Consider the following 20338-nt stretch of genomic DNA (forward strand, 5'->3'; position numbering starts at 1 on the left):
CGATAAATTAATTTACAGGTATATGAGTGGTTATTAATTAAACGACTCAATATTGAGGCGGTTATTTAAATAAGATAAGGGGAAGCCACACTTGGTCACTTTGTCGGAGGCGAAACTTATGATGGTGCGCATCATGTAATTAAATCGTTACCGAGGTTCAATTCCCCAGGATGAACGACGGAAAGTTATTATATTTCAATGGATTTGAGTCTATTTACAACAAAGATTATCATTATTTAAATTCGTGTATTTATATATAATACATCATCAATCTGTGGTGATGCATTATATAAATATTACATTCATTTATCAGAAGGACGTCGGTCTAAATCGGGTTGCCAATGGGGCCGACTATAACAACTGACTGATATTAAGCTCTTCCATCAAACGATGGTTATCTGAGTAATTCACTGGGATAGCAATCACTGCTGGGCCTGATACATCCATCGCTTGATGCAATTTACGGGTTAGCTCATCGGCTGATTCGACGGCAAAACCTTTAGCACCAAAGGATTCGGCATACATTTTGAAATCAATGGGGCCAAAGCTGACACCTGATGGGCGTTTATATTTTTTCTGCTCCTGAATTTCCACCATGTTGTAACCGTTATCGACCCAAATAATATGCAGCAGATTGCTTTTCAGGCGCACAGCGGTTTCTAACTCCATGCTGGATTGCATAAAGCCCCCATCACCTGATACGGATACTACCTTCTGGTGTGGATTCACCAACGCAGCGGCAATGGCCCACGGCAGTGCTACGCCCATTGTCTGCTGGCCGTTCGACATAAGAATCTGTCGCGCACGGAAGCTGTAAAGGTAACGAGCAATCCAGATATGAAAACTCCCCATATCAACACATAATGTCACGTCGCTGTTGACGATATCTTGCATCGCTCGAACCAGACGCAAAGGGTGGATAGCAAAGCCACTCATCTGTTCTGCCCGATTAGCCAAATCCCGCCGTTGGCGGCAACGATCGTTCAATATCTCCTGCGTTTGTGGAGTCAATATTAGTGGGCCATTTATCCGCTGATCCAATGCATCCAGAGTGGCGGCAATATCGCCTAGTAGCTCTTTTTCTGGTTGGTAGGCGGCCTCTATTTCGGCGGGTAAAATATCAATATGTATCAGCGTGGTTTGGCCGTTATTCCACAGTGCAGGATCATATTCCACTGGGCTGTAACCGATAGTTATAATCAAATCAGCTTGTTGTAGCAGTTTATCGCCTGCCTGATTATTAAATAAACCCACTCTTCCGGCGAAATGGTCAAAATGTGCCTGATCGACCACCCCCGCCGCCTGATAGGTGCTGGTAACCGGTATTTTACTGTGGTGCAGGAAACGGCGTATGGCCTCTGCATTTGCTGGCTGGCTCGCCATCAATCCAAGCAATAAAATAGGATTTTTAGCCTGTTCAATCAGCTTTGTCACCGCAATGATTTCATTCAGCGGGGCGCTACCATTATGGGGGCAGGGTTGATGAATCAGTGCATGACTGGTGACGGGTTCATTGAGAATATCTTGTGGCAAGCTGACAAATGCGGCTCCCGGCCGGCCAAACTCAGCGGTTCTGAATGCATTGCCTAACACTTCCGAAAGTGCTGCTGATGCTGTGACTTCTGCACTGAATTTGGTCACCGGGCGGAAAATACTGACGGTATCCATACTTTGATGAGTGATTTTCAGGCTATCGGCCCTTTTTACCGCGCCACCTAATGCCACTACCGGATCGCCTTCGGAGGTGGCGGTTGCCAGCCCGGTCACTAAGTTGGCACAACCCGGCCCTGATGTGACTAACGCGACTCCGGCTTTACCGGTCAAACGACCAATGGCCCCGGCCATAAAGGCTGCATTGGCTTCGTGGCGCACCACGATGGTGTTGATACTGGAGTCTTCCAGAGAATCAAATACCCGGTCGATTTTAGCGCCAGGAATGCCGAAAACCTGCTTCACCCCCTGCTGCTCTAAATGATTAACAACCAGATCGGCTCCGCATTTCCACGCCAGAATATTCGGTTTATTCGTCATGATGTTTTGTCCTCTCTATCACTGATAGCGGCTGTGTGCTGGGGTTAACTCTCTACGGTGCGAATGGCGTTATTAAGATTATCGGGCGAGAGGTTGGCGTGAAGAAAATCTGGTGCCTGCGGCAAATCGATAACCAATTTTGCGACAGTACCAAATGTGAGTACGCCGTTTTCCAATTGATAATCCAGTACATGGCCACCGCCGCTGCGGTCATCGGTAATAAAATGTTCATGGTAACCGGCAACATTAATACCTTGGGTATAGTTGGGGCTGCGGAAACCGATGATCACGCCACTTTGATGCTTAAATGCAAACGTAGGTTGCTCGGCGATGGCCTCCAACATGGGTTTGTAGGGGCGCTGTTGGCAAGGGACGGTGCGGGTATCAACATGGCTGAATTTTCCGTTGATGCGTAAGGCGCAAAACAGGTTATCCGTTTTGGCAACGTCGTCGATGACATCGTGGAGCTGCTTGCGGCTCATTTTATGTTCGAAGCGCCGTTCTTCTGTCGGTTGGAAAAAGGTCATTACCGCAAAAGGCGTCTTTTGTTCTGGCCGTGCCATGCGGGCGCTACCATCGGATCGCAATTGATAAATTTTACTATTGAATGCAACCAGTTCGCCATCAAGATTATTAAATGTTCCTAATCCAAAATTACCGTATTTAAGCAACTCGCTCATGGTGATATTACCTTCATAAACGCCACCTATGAGTGCGCTCATAAGTGATGTTTGATAAATAACACACTCTGAATGCATGGTTTTGTAGGCAGTGAAGCTGTCAGTAACATCCTGAACGCATGAGCACGCTGATACCATTGGTCTAATCATGTTCTTCTCCGTCTTTAAATAACATAAGTTATGCTTATCTAAAGATTGACGCTGAAAGAACTTAAGTACCAATATAGAAACCCCACTCTTTTGATATCAAAAATATATGGAATTACGCTATCTACGTTATTTTGTCGCTGTTGCATCCACCCGGCACTTTACCCGGGCGGCTGAAATGCTGGGTATTTCCCAGCCTCCGCTGAGCCAACAAATTCAAAAACTGGAGCGAGAGATAGGTACGCCGTTGCTACGGCGATTAGCGCGTGGAGTTGAACTGACTGAGGCGGGGCAAATCTTCTATGCAGATGCTTGTCATATACTGAAGTTAACGGATGAAGCGATTGAGCGAGCCAAAAGTATTGCACGTGGAGAAACGGGTAAACTGCGGGTCGGTTTTGCCAGCTCTACCGCTTTTCAGTTGATCGTTTTGCAGCTTCTCCATGTTTATAGGGAGAAATACCCTGAGGTGGTGTTATCGCCCAGTGAAGAGACAATGCCAATATTAATGAATGATTTGCATAATGAGCATATTGATGTGGCCTTTATCCGTCAGCCGTGTGATGCCAGTAATGAATTTACCTGCGCGGTGTTGGAGGAGGAAGATATGCTGCTGGTGCTACCGCAGAGCCACCCGTTACATGGCTGCCCAAAAATCAATTTGAACGTGTTACAGCATGAGAAGCTGATTACTTTCCCACGCGAAGTTGCCCCCGGATTGTTTGATACCATTATTGGAGCCTGCTACCGTGCGGGCTTCCAGCCCACTCTGGGGCAGCAATCACCGCAGATGGTTTCAGCAATCGCGATGGTTTCTGCCGGGTTTGGTTTCACGCTTGTTCCCCGCTCACTGGCGACACTTCAGGCGAATAATGTCACATATCATGACATTGACGATAACCTACTAAAAACCAGAATTACGATGGCCTGGCGTCGCCATGAGCGTTCGGCAACGGTGCTGAACATGGTGAAACTGATAGCAACCCGTCTTAACTGTCATTCGCAGTGATAAACGGCAGCTTGATGATAATCCTGGTGAATTGCTCAGCCTCACTTAGCACTGTTACGCCATATTCTTTGCCATAGCGCACTTTAATGCGTCGATCCACAAGGTTCATCCCCAGCCCATCGCCGTTGGGCCGAGGCTGGTATAAACCGGCGTTGTCCTCTACTTCCAGTCTCAGTGTGTTGCCATCCAACTGGCCGCGCAGCGTAATACGCCCACCGCTGAACATCTGCGACGTACCGTGCTTAATGGCATTTTCGACAACCGGTTGCAGAGAAAATGCCGGTAAACGTGCATCCATTAATTCATCGGGTAATGAGATCGCCACTGACAGGCGATCAGCAAAGCGCGCTTTTTCTATTTCTAGATACGCATTCACATGCTCAATTTCATCGCTTAGCGTGACTACATCGTGGCTGCGCTTGAGATTTTTGCGGAAAAATGTCGACAGAGAAAGCACTAACTTACGGGCATGATCAGGATTGCGGCGGATCACTACCGACAGAGTATTGAGCGCATTAAACAGGAAGTGTGGGTTCACCTGAGCATGGAGCAGTTTGATTTCAGATTGTGCCAGCATTTGCTTTTGCTGTTCGAACTCACCGGCCAGTATCTGGGCTGACAGCAAGTGGGCAATCCCTTCCCCTAATGTGCGGTTGATGCTGGAGAATAGCTTACTTTTCGGCTCATACAGCTTGATGCTGCCAATCACTCGGTGCTCTTCGCCACGCAGGGGAATAACCAGTGTTGAGCCGAGTTTGCAGGTCGGAGAAATGGAACAGGTATAAGGCACGGCATTGCCATCGGCGTAAACGACTTGGTTCAGTTCAATGGCCCGATGAGTATGGTCTGAGGTGATCGTGCCGCCGACCAAGTGGTGGTCAGAGCCGGTGCCGATGAACGCCAGCAACTTTTCGCGATCGGTAATTGCCACTGCGCCAACCCCCAATTCCTCATACAAAATACGCGCCACCCGCATACTGTTTTGTTGGTCAAAACCATGCCGTAACAGCCCCTCTGACCGTGCTGCAATCTGTAAGGCTTTGGCTGAGAATGCTGTGGTGTATTTCTCGAAAATAGCGCGTCTATCCAATAAGATGCGCATAAACATGGCGGCACCGATAGTATTGGTGATCATCATCGGCAGGGCAATATTCCCTACCAATTCGACGGCCTCGTGCCACGGGCGAGCGACTGCCAGAATAATCAGCATTTGCAGAACTTCAGCGACCAGCGTAATGCCTGCAACCACCAGCGGTTGGAAGAGCAAGTCAAGGCGGTTTTTACGTATCAAATAGCTGTGCAGGAAGCCCCCTAGCAGCCCTTCAGCGACGGTAGACAGCATACAAGCGGTGGCGGTCATCCCGCCCATTGAATAGCGGTGCAACCCCCCCGTCAATCCGACCAGAAAACCGACCGATGGCCCTCCCAGCACGCCTCCTAATACTGCCCCGATAGCACGGGTATTGGCGATGGAGTCTTCAATATGCAGACCAAAATAGGTGCCCATGATGCAAAACATGGAAAACGTGAGATAGCACACCAGTTTGTGCGGTAACCGGATGGTGACCTGCATTAACGGGATAAAAAGCGGTGTTTTACTTAACAGATAGGCAATGACCAAATACACACACATCTGCTGTAGCAAAGAAAAAATCAGTTCAAACTGGCTTACGCCCATGTTGGTAACCACAAATGCTTATTATTGCCGCTATTGTAGCCCTATTTGTGCGCAGAAAATTATGATGGAAACCCTTTTTAAGGGAAAAAAGGCCTGATGTGGGTAAACATCAGGTGAGTTACTTATTTTTTATATTTCTCTCATCGTTTTACGTGAAAAAAATTTCATTAGCAGTAAAGCAATTTTTAGCATCCATTGACTATGCTTATCGCTTGGGTAAGCAAAATTTGCTGACAGAGCTTTATTGTCAGAAAAAGTGTATTAGGGCATGAAATCAGTTAATTGGTTAATCATTGACCTTAGTCACGCTTTAAACGCTAAATGGATTGCATGATGAAAAGGTCGGTTCTGGTGTATGTATTCAGAATTTGGCTCAAAAATCATGCCATTAATCATAGGAAGAATACCATGCCATTACTTCCCGATCGTAAGGTGATTCATCAGATTATTTCCGGCCATTATGCCGATCCCTTTTCCATTTTGGGGATGCATCAAACTGCGCAGGGGTTACAGGTATGTGCTTTACTGCCGGATGCTAAAGAAGTGTGGTTGGTAGACACCGACTCCGGGCGTAATGTCGCGCAGCTCACCAGCGAAGACCCGCGTGGCTTCTTTATTGCCAAGCTTCCGCGCCGTAAAAAACCGTTTCGTTATCAATTTGCTGTTAGCTGGCAAGAAAGCACCCAAATCATCGACGATCCCTACCGTTTCGGCACATTATTGCAAGATATTGATAGCTGGTTATTAGCCGAAGGGACTCATTTGCGCCCTTATGAACGCTTAGGCGCGCATTTAATGGCGCTTGATGATGTGCCGGGTGTCAGTTTTGCTGTTTGGGCGCCGAATGCTCAGCGAGTCTCAGTGGTTGGTGAGTTTAACTTTTGGGATGGTCGCCGCCATCCGATGCGGCGGCGGCGTGAAAATGGTATTTGGGAGTTATTTTTACCAGGGGTGCAAGCGGGGCAACTCTATAAATTTGAGATGATTGACAGCAATGGCCAGGTGCGGCTGAAGGCTGACCCTTATGCGTTCGAAGCTCAGATGCGCCCAGAAACGGCTTCTTTGGTCAGCCCGCTGCCGGAAGTGGTGCAGAATACCCCAGCCCGACAAAAAGCCAATGACCTGCGCTCACCGATCTCCATCTATGAAGTCCATCTCGGCTCGTGGCGTCGCCACACGGATAATAACTTTTGGCTAAGTTATGGCGAGTTAGCAGAACAATTGGTCGATTACGTCAAATATATGGGTTTTACCCATATCGAACTGTTGCCGATTAACGAGCATCCATTCGATGGCAGTTGGGGTTATCAGCCACTTGGCCTTTATGCGCCAACCCGCCGTTTTGGTACGCCGCAGGATTTTAAAGATTTCGTTGCCAAATTTCATGAGGCGGGGATTAACGTTATCCTTGATTGGGTGCCCGGCCACTCCCCAACGACGAGCACGGGTTATCGCAATTTGATGGTACCTCGTTATATGAATATGCCGATCCGCGCGAAGGTTATCATCAGGACTGGAATACCCTGATTTATAACTATGGTCGTAATGAAGTTCGTAACTATCTGGCGGGTAATGCTTTTTACTGGCTGGAGCGTTTTGGTATCGACGCATTGCGCATCGATGCGGTGGCTTCAATGATTTATCGTGATTACAGCCGTGCCGAAGGGCAGTGGGTGCCTAATTATTACGGTGGGCGGGAGAATCTGGAAGCGATCGCTTTTCTACGTTATACCAACCATACCATTGGCGTTGAGCGCCCTGGTGGTGTGACGATGGCGGAGGAGTCCACCGACTTCCCCGGTGTAACATTGCCACCGGATGCGGGTGGGTTAGGTTTTAACTACAAATGGAATATGGGCTGGATGCATGACACGCTGAACTATATGCAGTGTGATCCGGTTCACCGCAAATACCACCATAATTTGATGACTTTCGGTATGTTGTACGCCTATACCGAGAACTTTATCCTACCGATTTCCCACGATGAAGTGGTTCATGGCAAACGGTCAGTTCTTGATCGGATGCCGGGCGATGCGTGGCAGAAATTCGCCAATTTGCGCGCCTATTACGCATTTATGTGGGCGCATCCGGGTAAAAAACTGTTGTTTATGGGCTGTGAATTTGCCCAAGGGCGCGAATGGAATTTCGATACCAGCCTCGATTGGCATCTGCTGGATGATGAGAATGGCTGGCATACCGGTGTTCAGCGGTTAGTTCGTGACCTTAACCATTGTTATCAACAACATGCGCCGTTATATGAATTGGATTACCAGCCTGCCGGTTTTGAATGGCTGGTGGTCGATGACCATGAGAACTCGGTTTTTGCCTTCCTGCGCCGTGATGCTAACGGCAACGAGCTGATTGCTATCAGTAATTTCACGCCAGTGCCACGTTATAACTACCGCGTAGGCATTCCGCAAAGTGGCCATTATCGCGAAGTACTGAATTCTGACTCCGAGTTTTATCGCGGTAGCAATCTGGGTAACCAAGGCGGAATTTATAGTCATCATGTTGGTAGCCATAATCACAGCCACTCATTGCTGCTAACACTGCCACCGCTCGCGACTATCTATTTATTGCGGGAGGAATTTGTTGTGGGAGAGGCGGGATGACGATGTTGACTCGTGGTTCCCCGCAACCTATGGGTGCCTGTTTTGACGGGGCTGGGATAAATTTCACACTATTTTCGGCCAATGCAGAACAGGTCGAACTGTGCCTGTTTGATGATAATAACCAAGAGCTGCGTATTCCGTTACCTGCCCGTAGTGGCGATATCTGGCATGGCTATCTGCCCGGCGGTAAGCCGGGCCAGCGCTATGGTTATCGGGTTAGCGGCCCTTTTGAACCACAACAAGGTCATCTGTTTAACCCCAATAAGTTATTGATAGACCCTTGCGCTTATGCGCTGGACCACAAGGTGGGCGATGATCCGCGATTAAACGGAGGGGTTAATCAGCCTGATGAGCGTGATAGCGCAGCCGCCGTGCCGAAATGCATTGTCGTCCATGAAGAATATGACTGGCAGGGGGATAGCTCGCCAAACATTCCTTGGGGCAATACGGTTATCTATGAAGCTCATGTGCGTGGCCTCACCCAATTGCATCCTGATATTCCGGCTGATCTGCGTGGTACCTATGCCGCTCTGGCGCATCCGGTCATGATTAAGTATTTGAAAAAGTTGGGCATTACCACGCTGGAGCTGCTGCCGGTGCAATTCCACGTCGATGAACCTCGCCTACAGAGAATGGGGCTGAGTAATTACTGGGGCTACAACGTGTTGGCCCCTTATGCGGTTGATCCTGATTACGCTTCAGGCCGTGAGGGCGTGTCACCGCTAAAGGAGCTGCGTGATGCGGTGAAAGCGCTGCACAAAGCCGGTATTGAAGTGATTCTGGACGTGGTGTTTAACCATACGGCGGAACTGGATATTTTTGGCCCAACGCTGTGTCAGCGTGGTATCGATAACGCCAGCTACTATTGGCTTAATGCCGAAGGCGAATACGACAACATGACAGGCTGCGGCAATGCACTGCGCTTGAGTCAGCCTTATGTCATGCAGTGGGTCATTGACTGCCTCCATCATTGGCTCGATAGCTGCCATGTTGATGGCTTCCGTTTTGACTTAGGGACTATTTTGGGCCGCACTCCGGCTTTTGATCAACATGCGCCTTTCTTTGCCGCACTGGAAGCTGATGAGCGCCTCAGCCGCTGCAAGCTGATTGCAGAGCCTTGGGATATCGGGCTGGGTGGCTATCAACTGGGTCAATTCCCCCCCGGTTTTAGCGAATGGAATGATCAGTATCGTGACGCGATGCGCCGTTTCTGGCTACGGGATGATTTACCTCTGGGGCAATTCGCCCAGCATTTTGCCGGCTCCAGTGCGTTGTTCGAACAACGGGATCGTCAGCCCTCCGCCAGTATTAATCAAATTACCGCCCATGATGGTTTTACTTTATTGGATTTATTGTGTTTTAACCAAAAACACAATCAAATCAATGGAGAAGATAATCGCGATGGCAGTGATAACAATATCAGCACTAATTTTGGGTGTGAGGGGTTAGTCGTAGATGAGGCCACCTGGCAGCGGCGTAAAGCCTGCCAGCGGGCGTTATTGACCACCTTATTACTTTCGCAGGGAACGCCGATGTTACTGGCCGGTGACGAGCATGGTCATAGTCAGCAAGGTAATAATAATGCGTATTGTCAGAACAACATTCTTACCTGGCTCGATTGGGGCAGTGCAGATAATTTGTTAATAACATTTACCGCTGAACTAATTCGGTTGCGTCAGCAAATTCCGGCCCTGATAAAAGATAAATGGTGGCGGGAAGGTGATGGCAATGTGCAATGGTTGGATGGTCAGGGGCAAGTACTGAGTGATGCAGCTTGGGAGCAAGGTTGTCAAAAACAGCTGCAAATCCGGTTATCTGAGCGCTGGCTGGTGGTGATTAACGCTACCGGCCAAGAGTGTGAAATGTGTTTACCTGCGGGGGAATGGGGGGTTATTCCTCCTTTTGGGCCATCAGAACATGCGGAATCATTTACTGCATGGAACGGAGCCGCACACGCTGTTTGCGTGTTCGTACAGAAATTTTAAGGGGTTAGCTGTGGTTAAATTCGAAAACAAAGATCCGTTGATGTTAGCCCGAGTATTACCAAACAAATCTGTTGCGCTGATTCTGGCAGGGGGGCGTGGCTCGCGGTTGAAAGATTTGACCGCCACCCGAGCCAAACCTGCGGTACATTTTGGCGGTAAATTCCGCATCATTGATTTTGCCTTATCCAACTGCCTGAACTCCGGAATTCGTCGCATCGGAGTCATCACTCAGTATCAATCCCATACTTTGGTTCAGCACATTCAACGCGGCTGGTCATTCCTGAACGAAGAAATGAACGAATTTGTGGATTTATTACCTGCCCAACAACGCTTGAGCACCGAGCACTGGTACAAAGGCACCGCTGATGCGGTGTATCAAAATCTGGATATTATTCGCCGCTATGAGGCGGAATATGTCGTTATTCTGGCCGGTGACCACATCTACAAAATGGATTATTCGCGCATGTTAATCGATCATGTGGAGAAAGGGGCGGAATGTACTGTCGCCTGTATTCCCGTACCGATTAAAGAGGCAAATGAGTTTGGTGTGATGGAAGTGGCCGATGATTATCGCATCACCGCATTTTATGAAAAACCCACGAATGCACCCTCAATGCCGGGTCGCCCGGATATGGCGCTCGCCAGCATGGGGATCTATATTTTCAATGCTGATTATCTTTTTAAATTATTAGAAGAGGATATGAACACCCTCGGTTCCACCCATGATTTTGGCAAAGATTTGATCCCGAAACTGACAGCGCAAAAAGTGGCTTGGGCGCATCCGTTTGACCTTTCCTGCGTGACGTCTAATGCTGAGCTGCCGCCTTACTGGCGTGATGTCGGGACACTGGATGCCTACTGGCGGGCGAATCTTGATTTAGCCTCGGTGACACCCGAGCTGGATATGTACGACCGTGCCTGGCCGATTCGTACTCATATGGAGCCGTTGCCGCCCGCCAAGTTTGTGCAGGATCGCTCAGGCAGCCACGGTATGACTATGAACTCGCTGGTTTCCGGTGGCTGCATTGTGTCTGGATCGGTCGTGGTGCATTCGGTGCTGTTCCCGCGGGTACGAGTGAACTCATTTTGCACCATTGATTCCACCGTTCTGCTGCCGGATGTCAATGTTGGCCGTTCGTGCCGCCTGCGCCGTTGCATAATTGACCGTGCCTGCCACATACCCGAAGGGACGGTTATTGGGGAGAACGCCGATGAAGACAGTAAGCGTTTTTATCGCTCGGAGGGCGGGGTGGTGCTGGTCACGCGTGAAATGCTGGCGAACCTGGCAGCAAAATAGGGCGATTTTATTTATCTGATAGGTGTCAGGAGTCACGATGCGGGTCTTACACGTATGTACTGAGCTGTTCCCTTTGCTGAAAACGGGGGGGCTGGCCGATGTTGTTGGTGCTTTACCTGCCGCTCAGATAGCTGAGGGGGCGGATGTCCGGGTGATGCTACCTGCTTTCCCTGATTTGCGCAGAGGTATTCCGGACACTGTTTTGGTCAGGGAGATTGATACCTTTGCTGGCCGAGTTTCTCTGCGCTATGGCCACTATCAGGGGATCGGCATCTATTTGATTGATGCACCGGGCCTTTATGACCGGGCGGGTAGCCCTTATCACTCCCAATCTTTACATGCTTATGCCGATAACTATCGCCGTTTTGCCTTATTGGGCTGGATGGCGTGCGAACTGGCGTGTGGGTTGGACGGGTACTGGTGGCCAGAGGTTGTTCATGCCCATGATTGGCATGCCGGGCTAGCTTGTGCTTATCTCGCGGCGCGTGGGCGGCCTGCACGATCGGTCTTTACCGTCCATAATTTGGCTTACCAAGGGCTATTCTCTGGCCATCACTTAGCTGAATTACAACTGCCAGCAACCTTTTTTCAAATGTACGGGCTGGAGTTTTATGGGCAAATTTCTTACCTGAAGGCCGGATTATTCTTTGCAGACCACGTCACCACCGTCAGCCCGACTTACGCCAAAGAGATAACCCAGCCTGCATTTGGTTACGGCATGGAAGGGCTGCTGCAAGAGCGGGCCAGTCAGGGGCGGTTAACCGGGATTCTCAACGGGGTAGATAGCAATATTTGGAGCCCGCAGAGCGACGCCTTGCTACATGCTTGCTATGACGTAGAAAACCTGCAAGCAAAAGCTGTGAACAAAGCACACTTGCAAACCACGATGGGGCTGGAGGTGACGGAGAAGAAACCCATCTTTGCGGTTGTTAGCAGGTTGACGGCACAAAAAGGGTTGGATTTGGTGCTGGAAGCCTTGCCAGATTTACTGCAACTGGGTGGGCAGTTGGTGGTACTGGGGGCCGGGGATGCCATTTTACAAGAGGAGTTCTTGGCCGCCGCCGCAGACTATTCCGGCCAGGTTGGGGTACAAATTGGCTATCACGAAGCATTCTCCCACCGGATTATCGCCGGTGCGGATGTCATTCTGGTACCGAGCCGCTTTGAACCCTGCGGGTTAACGCAGTTGTATGGTTTGAAATATGGCACTTTGCCGCTGGTGCGGCATACCGGTGGGCTGGCCGATACCGTGGTGGATTGTGCGCTGGAGAATCTGGCAGATGGCACGGCCTCGGGGTTTGTGTTTGATGAATGCGATGTGCAGGAATTGGTACGGGCAATACGCCGTGCTTTTGTACTGTGGAGCCGGCCAAAGCATTGGCGTCATGTTCAGCGCCATGCGATGGGGTTGGATTTCGGCTGGCAAGTCGCTGCGGCAGATTATCTGTCACTTTATCGGCGTCTCTAGTTTGCCGATCGGTTGTAAAGACGATTGGTTGTAAATACGACTGTAAACACGAATTGGGAAAACCGCTATGACATCACCGTTCAGTTATACCTCACCCATAGTCAGTGTGGATGCGTTGAAACACTCCATAGCCTACAAACTGATGTTTATTGTTGGCAAAGATCCTTCCATTGCAACTCAGCATGACTGGCTGAACGCGACGTTATTCGCAGTTCGCGACCGTATGGTCGAACGCTGGTTACGTTCCAACCGCGCTCAATTATCACAAGACGTTCGGCAGGTTTACTATTTGTCGATGGAGTTTTTATTGGGCCGCACGCTATCTAATGCTCTGTTATCGATGGGGATATATGGCGATATCGAGCAGGCGCTGGATGAAATGGGCCTTAACCTGTCTGAGCTGTTGCAAGAAGAGAACGACCCCGGTTTAGGTAATGGGGGGCTGGGGCGTTTGGCAGCCTGTTTCCTTGATTCGCTGGCAACACTGGAACTGCCGGGGCGCGGTTACGGTATCCGTTACGAGTACGGTATGTTCAGCCAGAAGATAGTGAACGGCCAACAGATGGAATCACCAGATAACTGGTTGGAATACGGTAACGCCTGGGAGTTCCCACGGCACAATACCCGCTATAAAGTGCGCTTTGGTGGCCGTATCCAGCAGGAAGGTAGCAAGGCCCGCTGGCTGGAAACCGAAGAGATCCTCGCCTGTGCTTACGATCAAATCATTCCTGGTTTTGATACAGATGCCACCAATACACTGCGCTTATGGTCTGCACAGGCCAGTAATGAAATCAATCTGGGTAAATTCAATCAAGGTGACTATTTTGCCGCGGTTGAAGATAAAAACCACTCAGAAAACGTATCCCGCGTGCTGTATCCCGATGACTCCACCTACTCCGGGCGAGAACTGCGTTTGCGCCAAGAGTACTTTTTAGTGTCAGCGACGGTGCAGGACATTCTCAACCGCCATTGGATGATGCACAAAAAGTCCGACAACCCATCTGGCAATCCATTCAGCAATCTGGCAGATAAAATCGCCATTCACCTCAATGATACGCACCCGGTGCTTTCAATTCCTGAAATGATGCGTTTATTGATCGATGAACATAAATTTGGCTGGGAAGATGCCTGGAATGTGGTACAGCAAGTATTCTCTTACACCAACCACACGTTGATGACGGAAGCATTGGAAACCTGGCCAGTCGATATGATTGGTAAGATCCTGCCACGCCATCTGCAAATCATCTTTGAAATCAATGATTATTTCCTCAAGTCGGTTGAAGAGCAGTATCCGGGTGACGCTGATCTGTTACGACGGGTATCGATTATTGATGAGCAGAATGGCCGGAAGATACGTATGGCTTGGCTTGCGGTGATTGCCAGCCATAAAGTCAACGGCGTGTCAGCCTTGCACTCAGAGCTGATGGTGACGTCACTGTTTAAAGATTTTGCCAGTATCTTCCCCAATCGATTCTGTAATAAAACCAATGGTGTCACCCCACGGCGTTGGCTGGCGCTGGCTAACCGGCCATTGTCGAAAGTATTGGATGACAGCATTGGCCACAATTGGCGTACTGACCTGAGTCAACTCAATGAGTTGGAAAAGAATCTCGATTTCCCGAGTTTCTTGCAGAAGCTTCAAGAGGCAAAGCTGGAGAATAAAAAACGGCTGGCGATTTATATAGCCAAAAAGCTGAATGTTGTCGTGGACCCGGCGGCGTTATTTGATGTGCAAATCAAGCGTATTCATGAGTACAAACGGCAATTGTTGAATGTGTTGCATGTGATTACTCGCTATAACCGTATCCTTGAGGCACCGGATGAGGCGTGGGTGCCGCGCGTGGTGATTTTTGCGGGTAAAGCGGCATCGGCTTATTACAATGCTAAACAAATTATTCACCTGATCAACGATGTTGCCAAAGTCATTAACAATAATGAAAGTATTAATAATTTGCTAAAAGTGGTGTTTATCCCTAATTACAGTGTCAGCCTGGCGCAGTTAATCATTCCAGCCGCTGATCTGTCCGAACAGATTTCGCTGGCCGGCACTGAAGCCTCGGGTACCAGTAATATGAAGTTTGCCCTGAATGGCGCGCTGACTATTGGTACGCTGGATGGGGCGAATGTCGAGATCCAAGAACATGTGGGTGAGGATAATATCTTTATTTTTGGTAATACCACCGCACAGGTTGAGGCACTGCGTAATGATGGCTATAACCCACGAAAATATTACGATGAAGATACTGAATTGCATCAGGTATTAACACAAATTGCCACCGGCACTTTCAGCCCGGAAGAGCCTCATCGTTACACCAGCTTGTTTGATTCACTGGTGAATTTGGGGGATCACTATCAGTTGCTGGCAGATTATCGTAGTTATGTAGACACTCAAGATAAAGTCGATGAGCTGTACAGCAATCCAGATAAGTGGACACGTAAAGCTGCACTTAATATTACCAATATGGGTTATTTCTCCTCGGATCGGACAATTCAAGAGTACGCCGACGAAATTTGGCATATTAAGCCAATCAATCTGTAATGATTAACTCAGAATATAATTCACTAAACCAATAACAAAACCCTTCTCACCGGTGACAGTGAGAGGGGTTTTTCAATTGCTCAGACTAAGCAACGCAGCGTTATCAGGAAACCAGCGACAGTGCCTGCTGTTTCTCTGCTTGTGCTTGCGCCAGCCATTGTGCAACGCGCTGTTTCTGCGCATCGTCCAGCATCATGCCTAACTTGGTACGACGCCAGATAGCATCATCCAGTTCAACTACCCACTCTTTCTCAACCAGATAACGCAGTTCTGCCTCATACAGGCCGTGGCCGAAGTGTTCACCTAAGCTCTCGATACGGGTGGCATCCGCCAGTATCAGTTCGCTATGGCTACCGTAAGTGCAGGTATAGCGGCGGGCCAGCCCTTCGGGTAACCAGTTGTGGCGGTGGCGCAGTTGAACAATATAGTTATCGCGGCTGCCACCAATATCACCACCTGGCAGCGCGCCGTTTTTGGTCCACGCTGGGCCGATATTGGAATAGTAACCTGACAGTTTTTCCAGTGCGTGTTCAGCCAACTTGCGATACGTGGTCAATTTGCCACCGAATACTGACAGCAATGGTGCTTTACCGGCGTCATCGGCGACATCCAGTGTGTAATCACGGGTGACGGCTTGCGGCGAATCCGATTCATCGTCACACAGCGGGCGCACACCAGAATAGGTCCAGACGATATCGTCACGGCCCAACTGCTTTTTAAAGTGATCGTTATACACTTTCAGCAGATAGTCTATCTCCTGTGAGTCGATCTTCACCTCTTTCGGATCGCCGTGATATTCCACATCTGTCGTACCGATGATGGAATATTCATCCAACCACGGGATGACGAAAACGATACGGTGGTCTTCGTTTTGCAGAATATAAGCCTGTGGTTGGTTATGCACGCGTGGCACCACAATATGGCTGCCTTTAATCAGGCGGATGCCATAAGGTGATTTCAGCTTCAGACCATCGTCGAAGAATTGTTTAACCCACGGGCCGGTCGCATTGACTAAGCCTTTGGCGCGCCAGGTGAGGGTTTTACCGGTATTGACGTCAATGGCTTCAACCATCCACAGGCCTTGCTCACGCCAGGCTCGGGTCACTTTGGTACGGGTACGGACTTCACCGCCACGCTCGACGACTTCCTGAGCATTCAGCACCACCAGACGAGCATCATCTACCCAGCAGTCCGAATATTCGAAACCGCGCACTAATTCAGGTTTCAATACGGATTCAGGCCCAAAACGTAGCCCTTTACTGGCTGGCAGGCTGGTACGCTTGCCTAAATGGTCGTACAGGAACAAACCGGTGCGAATCATCCACGCCGGGCGCAGATGGGGCTGATGGGGTAAGCGGAAACGCATGGGAAAGGCGATGTGCGGTGCCATTCTCAGTAAAACTTCACGTTCAGCCAGTGCTTCGCTCACCAGACGGAATTCGTAATGTTCCAGATAGCGCAAGCCACCGTGGATAAGTTTGGAGCTGGCGGAAGACGTAGCACAGGCCAAGTCTTGCGCTTCCAGCAGCAGAACTGACAGGCCACGACCCGCAGCATCCGCAGCGATACCGGCACCGTTGATACCACCACCGATAACGATCAAGTCTTTGGTTTCCATGCTTACTCCCTCCGGATGTTCGAAATAGCTCTTTAATGTTCGATTTCGCTCACGATTGTAATCAAAAACCAACAAACAAGCCAAGAGTTAACCAAAAAAAAACATTCGCCCGTGATGGAGGTAACATTTTTGTTATCAAAATGTGGGAGGGAAAGGGGGATCTGATCTAACAACTGAACCAAATCACTGAACTGAATCACCAAAACAAACGGCTAACATAATTCCAGTTGAACTTCATGCTGTTCAATAATTTTCATCACGCTGGCGGGGGGCATCTGATCTGTAAATAGATAATCAATTAAATTCATATTTCCCAAATTTACCATCGCGTTACGGCCAAACTTGGAGTGATCGGTTACCAGCATTACACAACGGGAGTTCTCGATAATCGCCCGCTTGGTGCGCACTTCATGGTAATCAAACTCCAACAATGAGCCGTCCATATCAATGCCGCTGATACCAAGAATGCCGTAATCAAGACGGAACTGAGAGATGAAGTCCAGTGTGGTTTCGCCAATAATCCCTCCATCTCGGGTACGCACTTCACCGCCCGCCAGAATCAGGCGGAAATCCTCTTTGGCGGTCAGCAACGTTGCCACATTCAGATTGTTGGTCACCACCCGTAGACCTTTATGGTTCATCAGGGCATGAGCCACCGCTTCGGGTGTAGTACCGATATCAATAAACAGTGTTGCACCGTCGGGGATTTGGCTGGCAACGCGTTGGGCGATACGGGCTTTTTCTTCCGACCACATCACTTTGCGATCGTTATAAGCCGCATTGACTGAGCTGGAAGGCAATGCTGCGCCACCATGATGACGGTGAATCTTGTTTTGGTCCGCTAAATCATTCAAATCACGCCGGATGGTTTGCGGGCTAACGGCAAAATGTTCCACTAACTCTTCAGTGCTGACGTAACCCTGTTGGCGTACCAGCTCGATAATCGCATCATGCCGCTGCGTTTGCTTCACGATAATCCCCTAATGCGCCTGGTTGTTCCAGGCAGTTATTGTGCGGTTCTTGCGCTGTTGCGCGTGTCCCAACAAGCCATTAATAACCCAATAATCAAACCTGACACATGGGCTGCGTTGGCAATCGATAAACCTAAAATATCGAAATATCCGGCAACCAGCCAGAGTACGGAAAAAGCCATCAAGCCACGCGGCAGCGAGATACCCCGTTCGGGGGCGCGTTCACCGGTCAACCAGACATAGCCCATTAATGCATATACCACACCAGACAAACCGCCAAAATTCGCGCCGCTGAACAATGATTGCCCCCAGCCACTGAACAAGGCTGAAACAATAGTTAATACCAGCAGCTTGCCGGTGCCAAGCCGTTTTTCCATCTGCCCGGCCAGATACCACCACCACATCAGGTTAAACAGGATATGCAGCAGCGAAAAGTGCAGCAGAGCATGGCTGACCCAACGCCAGACTTGCAGATATTGACTCTCGTCACGAGGCCAGGCAAGCCAGGACATTACTGCAAGATCGCCAACAAATTGCATTAATATATAGATGGCGATACAGAGTACCATCACTGACAGCGTCAGTGGCCCGGCCTGGCTACGTATGGTCTGGAGATAGGGAAAGCGCTGATAGTTTAAATCAGAATGCAGATTACCGGACTGCCAACTGGCGGCCTGATAGCGTGGGTTGAGGGGATCGAGTAGAAACTGTTCCAGCTCATGCTGCACCAACGGCAGTTGCTCGTCATCGGCGAGCCAAATCTCTGCGCCTTGGCTGTCACGACGCACTTCTAATGCCACATTGCGGGTGGCCATATAATCAACAAAGGCCTGCGCCAGACGTAGATTAGATATTGCTATTACACGAATCATATTGCCCATCGTCTAACGAGGTTTTAATCAAAGTGCTTAAAAATATCACAATCTGTCCACTCGTGGCGAATAGCTGACAATAAACGAGTTATAGAAATCAGGTAATTCCGTGAACAACTTCTTGCGGATAGCTTTTGGCCCAAGCCTCAAAACCGCCATCAATGCTGTAAACCGCCTCAAAACCTTGCTGGAGTAAATACTGAGCTGCCCCTTTGCTGCTATTACCGTGGTAGCACATTACCATCACGGGTTGCTCAAAATCGGTTTGCTGCATAAAAGGTTGCAGGCTGCCATTGGTCAGATGGAATGCATCTGGCGCGTGACCGGCTTCATAACTTTGTGGATCGCGGATATCAACTAAAACTGCTTTGTTTTCTTTTAGGCGGTTATAGGCCTGCTCAATACTGATTGTTTCAAACTGTTCCATATTGCTGTCTACCTTGCAAAAACGAGATCGAGGAGGAGATGCTATCCGCGATTATAATCACATTTCGCACAATAAAGACCAGAGTGAGTGTGGTGGTATTGGATGAGAGAGAACCTATTTAGCCGCGTTTTATTTGTTGATGCTCAATTGCCCTTTTTTTTAAAAAGGGCAATTGAGTTTGTTGATAAAGCGATTAGTTGATTTGGAGGCCAGTGGGTAACAACGTTGATAGATTTTATCATTAGTCTGGAGCGGCCAATTTTTTGTTTAATTAATTCTGAACGTCAAATGCAAGTGTATAATATGTTTTGTTTGTTTCATATGTTTGTCTAAAGGGCGTGAAATTTTCATCACTATTAATCAGTGTTTCCTGTTTTGTATTGATTGGTTCAGGAAATAATACTGTATCCGCCAGCACATCAAAGCTCCAGATTCGCAAGTGGTCACTTTCGCCAAGCTCCTCGTTGATATTCGAGACAGGTAAACTCTCTGATGGAATTCCTTGGAATGTATTTCCGTGTTTATTTAGTGGGTTATGGGTATTCCATTCAGTTTTGTTTTCGCTATTTTTTGTATTGATGAGCTTGTTTGTAATCGTTCCAGGTTTAGAGAATGAATTATTCTGGAAAATTCCTTTAAAGAGCGTTCCTTGTTTATTTAGCGTGCTGTAATTATCTGATTTTGGTATGTTTAGGTTGTTTTTTATACCATTAATGTTTCCAGCCTCGGTGGATGAACTTTTTGAGAGTACGTCCAAGAACACTCCACCATATCTGTTCAGTTTAATGGGGGTATTTTTTATTGATTCTACCTTGATAGAAGTATTGGCAGTTATTTCTTCTTTTTTACCGATGGTATTCGGAGTGATTGTACGCAGACTTACTGTGTTATATATAGGTCTCATCTATTCCACCTTTATTTAAATGCCAGAATAGTATGTTAAAACGGTTTTGAGATGGTTACTTTCAAAAAACGATTATCTATTTTCCATAATATATTAATAA

General features: G+C 48.6%; 13 protein-coding genes and 1 pseudogene. 6 read left to right on the forward strand and 8 right to left on the reverse strand.

From position 1 onward, the window contains the following. Window positions 1–351: 351 nt before the first annotated feature. Both alsS and budA read right to left on the reverse strand, forming a co-directional pair. Complete coding sequence (gene alsS / locus YALDO0001_RS02755) at window positions 352–2031, reverse strand: acetolactate synthase AlsS (RefSeq protein WP_004699648.1); 1680 nt, start codon at window positions 2029–2031, stop codon at window positions 352–354. Window positions 2032–2075: 44 nt separating this feature from the next. Continuing rightward, window positions 2076–2861: an acetolactate decarboxylase gene (gene budA, locus YALDO0001_RS02760; RefSeq protein ID WP_042839314.1), complete on the reverse strand. Its 786-nt coding sequence runs from the start codon at window positions 2859–2861 to the stop codon at window positions 2076–2078. Window positions 2862–2967: 106 nt separating this feature from the next. On the opposite strand from budA, the gene YALDO0001_RS02765 reads away from it, so the two are divergent. After that, window positions 2968–3867, forward strand: coding sequence for a LysR family transcriptional regulator (locus YALDO0001_RS02765; protein ID WP_042839315.1), 900 nt, complete (start codon window positions 2968–2970; stop codon window positions 3865–3867). Here YALDO0001_RS02765 and YALDO0001_RS02770 read toward each other — a convergent pair. Beyond that, complete coding sequence (locus YALDO0001_RS02770; RefSeq protein WP_004699653.1) at window positions 3848–5545, reverse strand: sensor histidine kinase; 1698 nt, start codon at window positions 5543–5545, stop codon at window positions 3848–3850. The genes YALDO0001_RS02765 and YALDO0001_RS02770 overlap by 20 nt on opposite strands. Window positions 5546–5953: 408 nt before the next feature. Between YALDO0001_RS02770 and glgB the strand changes: the two are divergent. From glgB to glgP, 5 genes and pseudogenes are all read left to right on the forward strand, one after another. Further along, window positions 5954–8157, forward strand: a pseudogene (gene glgB, locus YALDO0001_RS02775) (1,4-alpha-glucan branching protein GlgB). Next, window positions 8154–10142 (forward strand): glycogen debranching protein GlgX, encoded by a 1989-nt coding sequence (glgX, locus tag YALDO0001_RS02780; protein ID WP_042839316.1) that lies wholly within the window; start codon window positions 8154–8156, stop codon window positions 10140–10142. Before glgB ends, glgX begins: the two are co-directional and overlap by 4 nt. A 10-nt stretch (window positions 10143–10152) precedes the next feature. Next, entirely contained in the window at window positions 10153–11439 is a 1287-nt protein-coding gene (gene glgC, locus YALDO0001_RS02785; protein WP_004699663.1) for a glucose-1-phosphate adenylyltransferase, read from the forward strand. A 37-nt stretch (window positions 11440–11476) separates the two neighbouring features. Beyond that, window positions 11477–12907: a glycogen synthase GlgA gene (gene glgA, locus YALDO0001_RS02790; protein WP_042839317.1), complete on the forward strand. Its 1431-nt coding sequence runs from the start codon at window positions 11477–11479 to the stop codon at window positions 12905–12907. A gap of 67 nt (window positions 12908–12974) precedes the next feature. Then, window positions 12975–15446: a glycogen phosphorylase gene (gene glgP / locus YALDO0001_RS02795; RefSeq protein WP_004699667.1), complete on the forward strand. Its 2472-nt coding sequence runs from the start codon at window positions 12975–12977 to the stop codon at window positions 15444–15446. 103 nt (window positions 15447–15549) lie between these two features. Here the strand turns inward: glgP and glpD are convergent, their stop codons facing one another. The 5 genes from glpD to YALDO0001_RS02820 all read right to left on the reverse strand — a co-directional run bounded on the left by glpD (window position 15550) and on the right by YALDO0001_RS02820 (window position 20238). Then, a complete protein-coding gene (gene glpD, locus YALDO0001_RS02800) occupies window positions 15550–17064 on the reverse strand; it encodes a glycerol-3-phosphate dehydrogenase (protein WP_004699669.1) in 1515 nt (504 codons plus the stop codon). 212 nt (window positions 17065–17276) lie between these two features. Then, window positions 17277–18035, reverse strand: coding sequence for a DeoR/GlpR family transcriptional regulator (locus YALDO0001_RS02805; protein ID WP_004699671.1), 759 nt, complete (start codon window positions 18033–18035; stop codon window positions 17277–17279). A gap of 35 nt (window positions 18036–18070) precedes the next feature. Next, window positions 18071–18907, reverse strand: coding sequence for a rhomboid family intramembrane serine protease GlpG (gene glpG / locus YALDO0001_RS02810; RefSeq protein ID WP_042547471.1), 837 nt, complete (start codon window positions 18905–18907; stop codon window positions 18071–18073). 97 nt (window positions 18908–19004) lie between these two features. Further along, window positions 19005–19334: a thiosulfate sulfurtransferase GlpE gene (gene glpE, locus YALDO0001_RS02815; RefSeq protein WP_004699675.1), complete on the reverse strand. Its 330-nt coding sequence runs from the start codon at window positions 19332–19334 to the stop codon at window positions 19005–19007. Window positions 19335–19605: 271 nt separating this feature from the next. Then, window positions 19606–20238, reverse strand: a complete 633-nt coding sequence (locus tag YALDO0001_RS02820; protein ID WP_042839318.1) for a hypothetical protein — start codon at window positions 20236–20238, stop codon at window positions 19606–19608. Window positions 20239–20338 lie beyond the last annotated feature (100 nt).

The sequence above is a fragment of the Yersinia aldovae ATCC 35236 genome (genome assembly GCF_000173735.1).
Taxonomy (GTDB): domain Bacteria; phylum Pseudomonadota; class Gammaproteobacteria; order Enterobacterales; family Enterobacteriaceae; genus Yersinia; species Yersinia aldovae.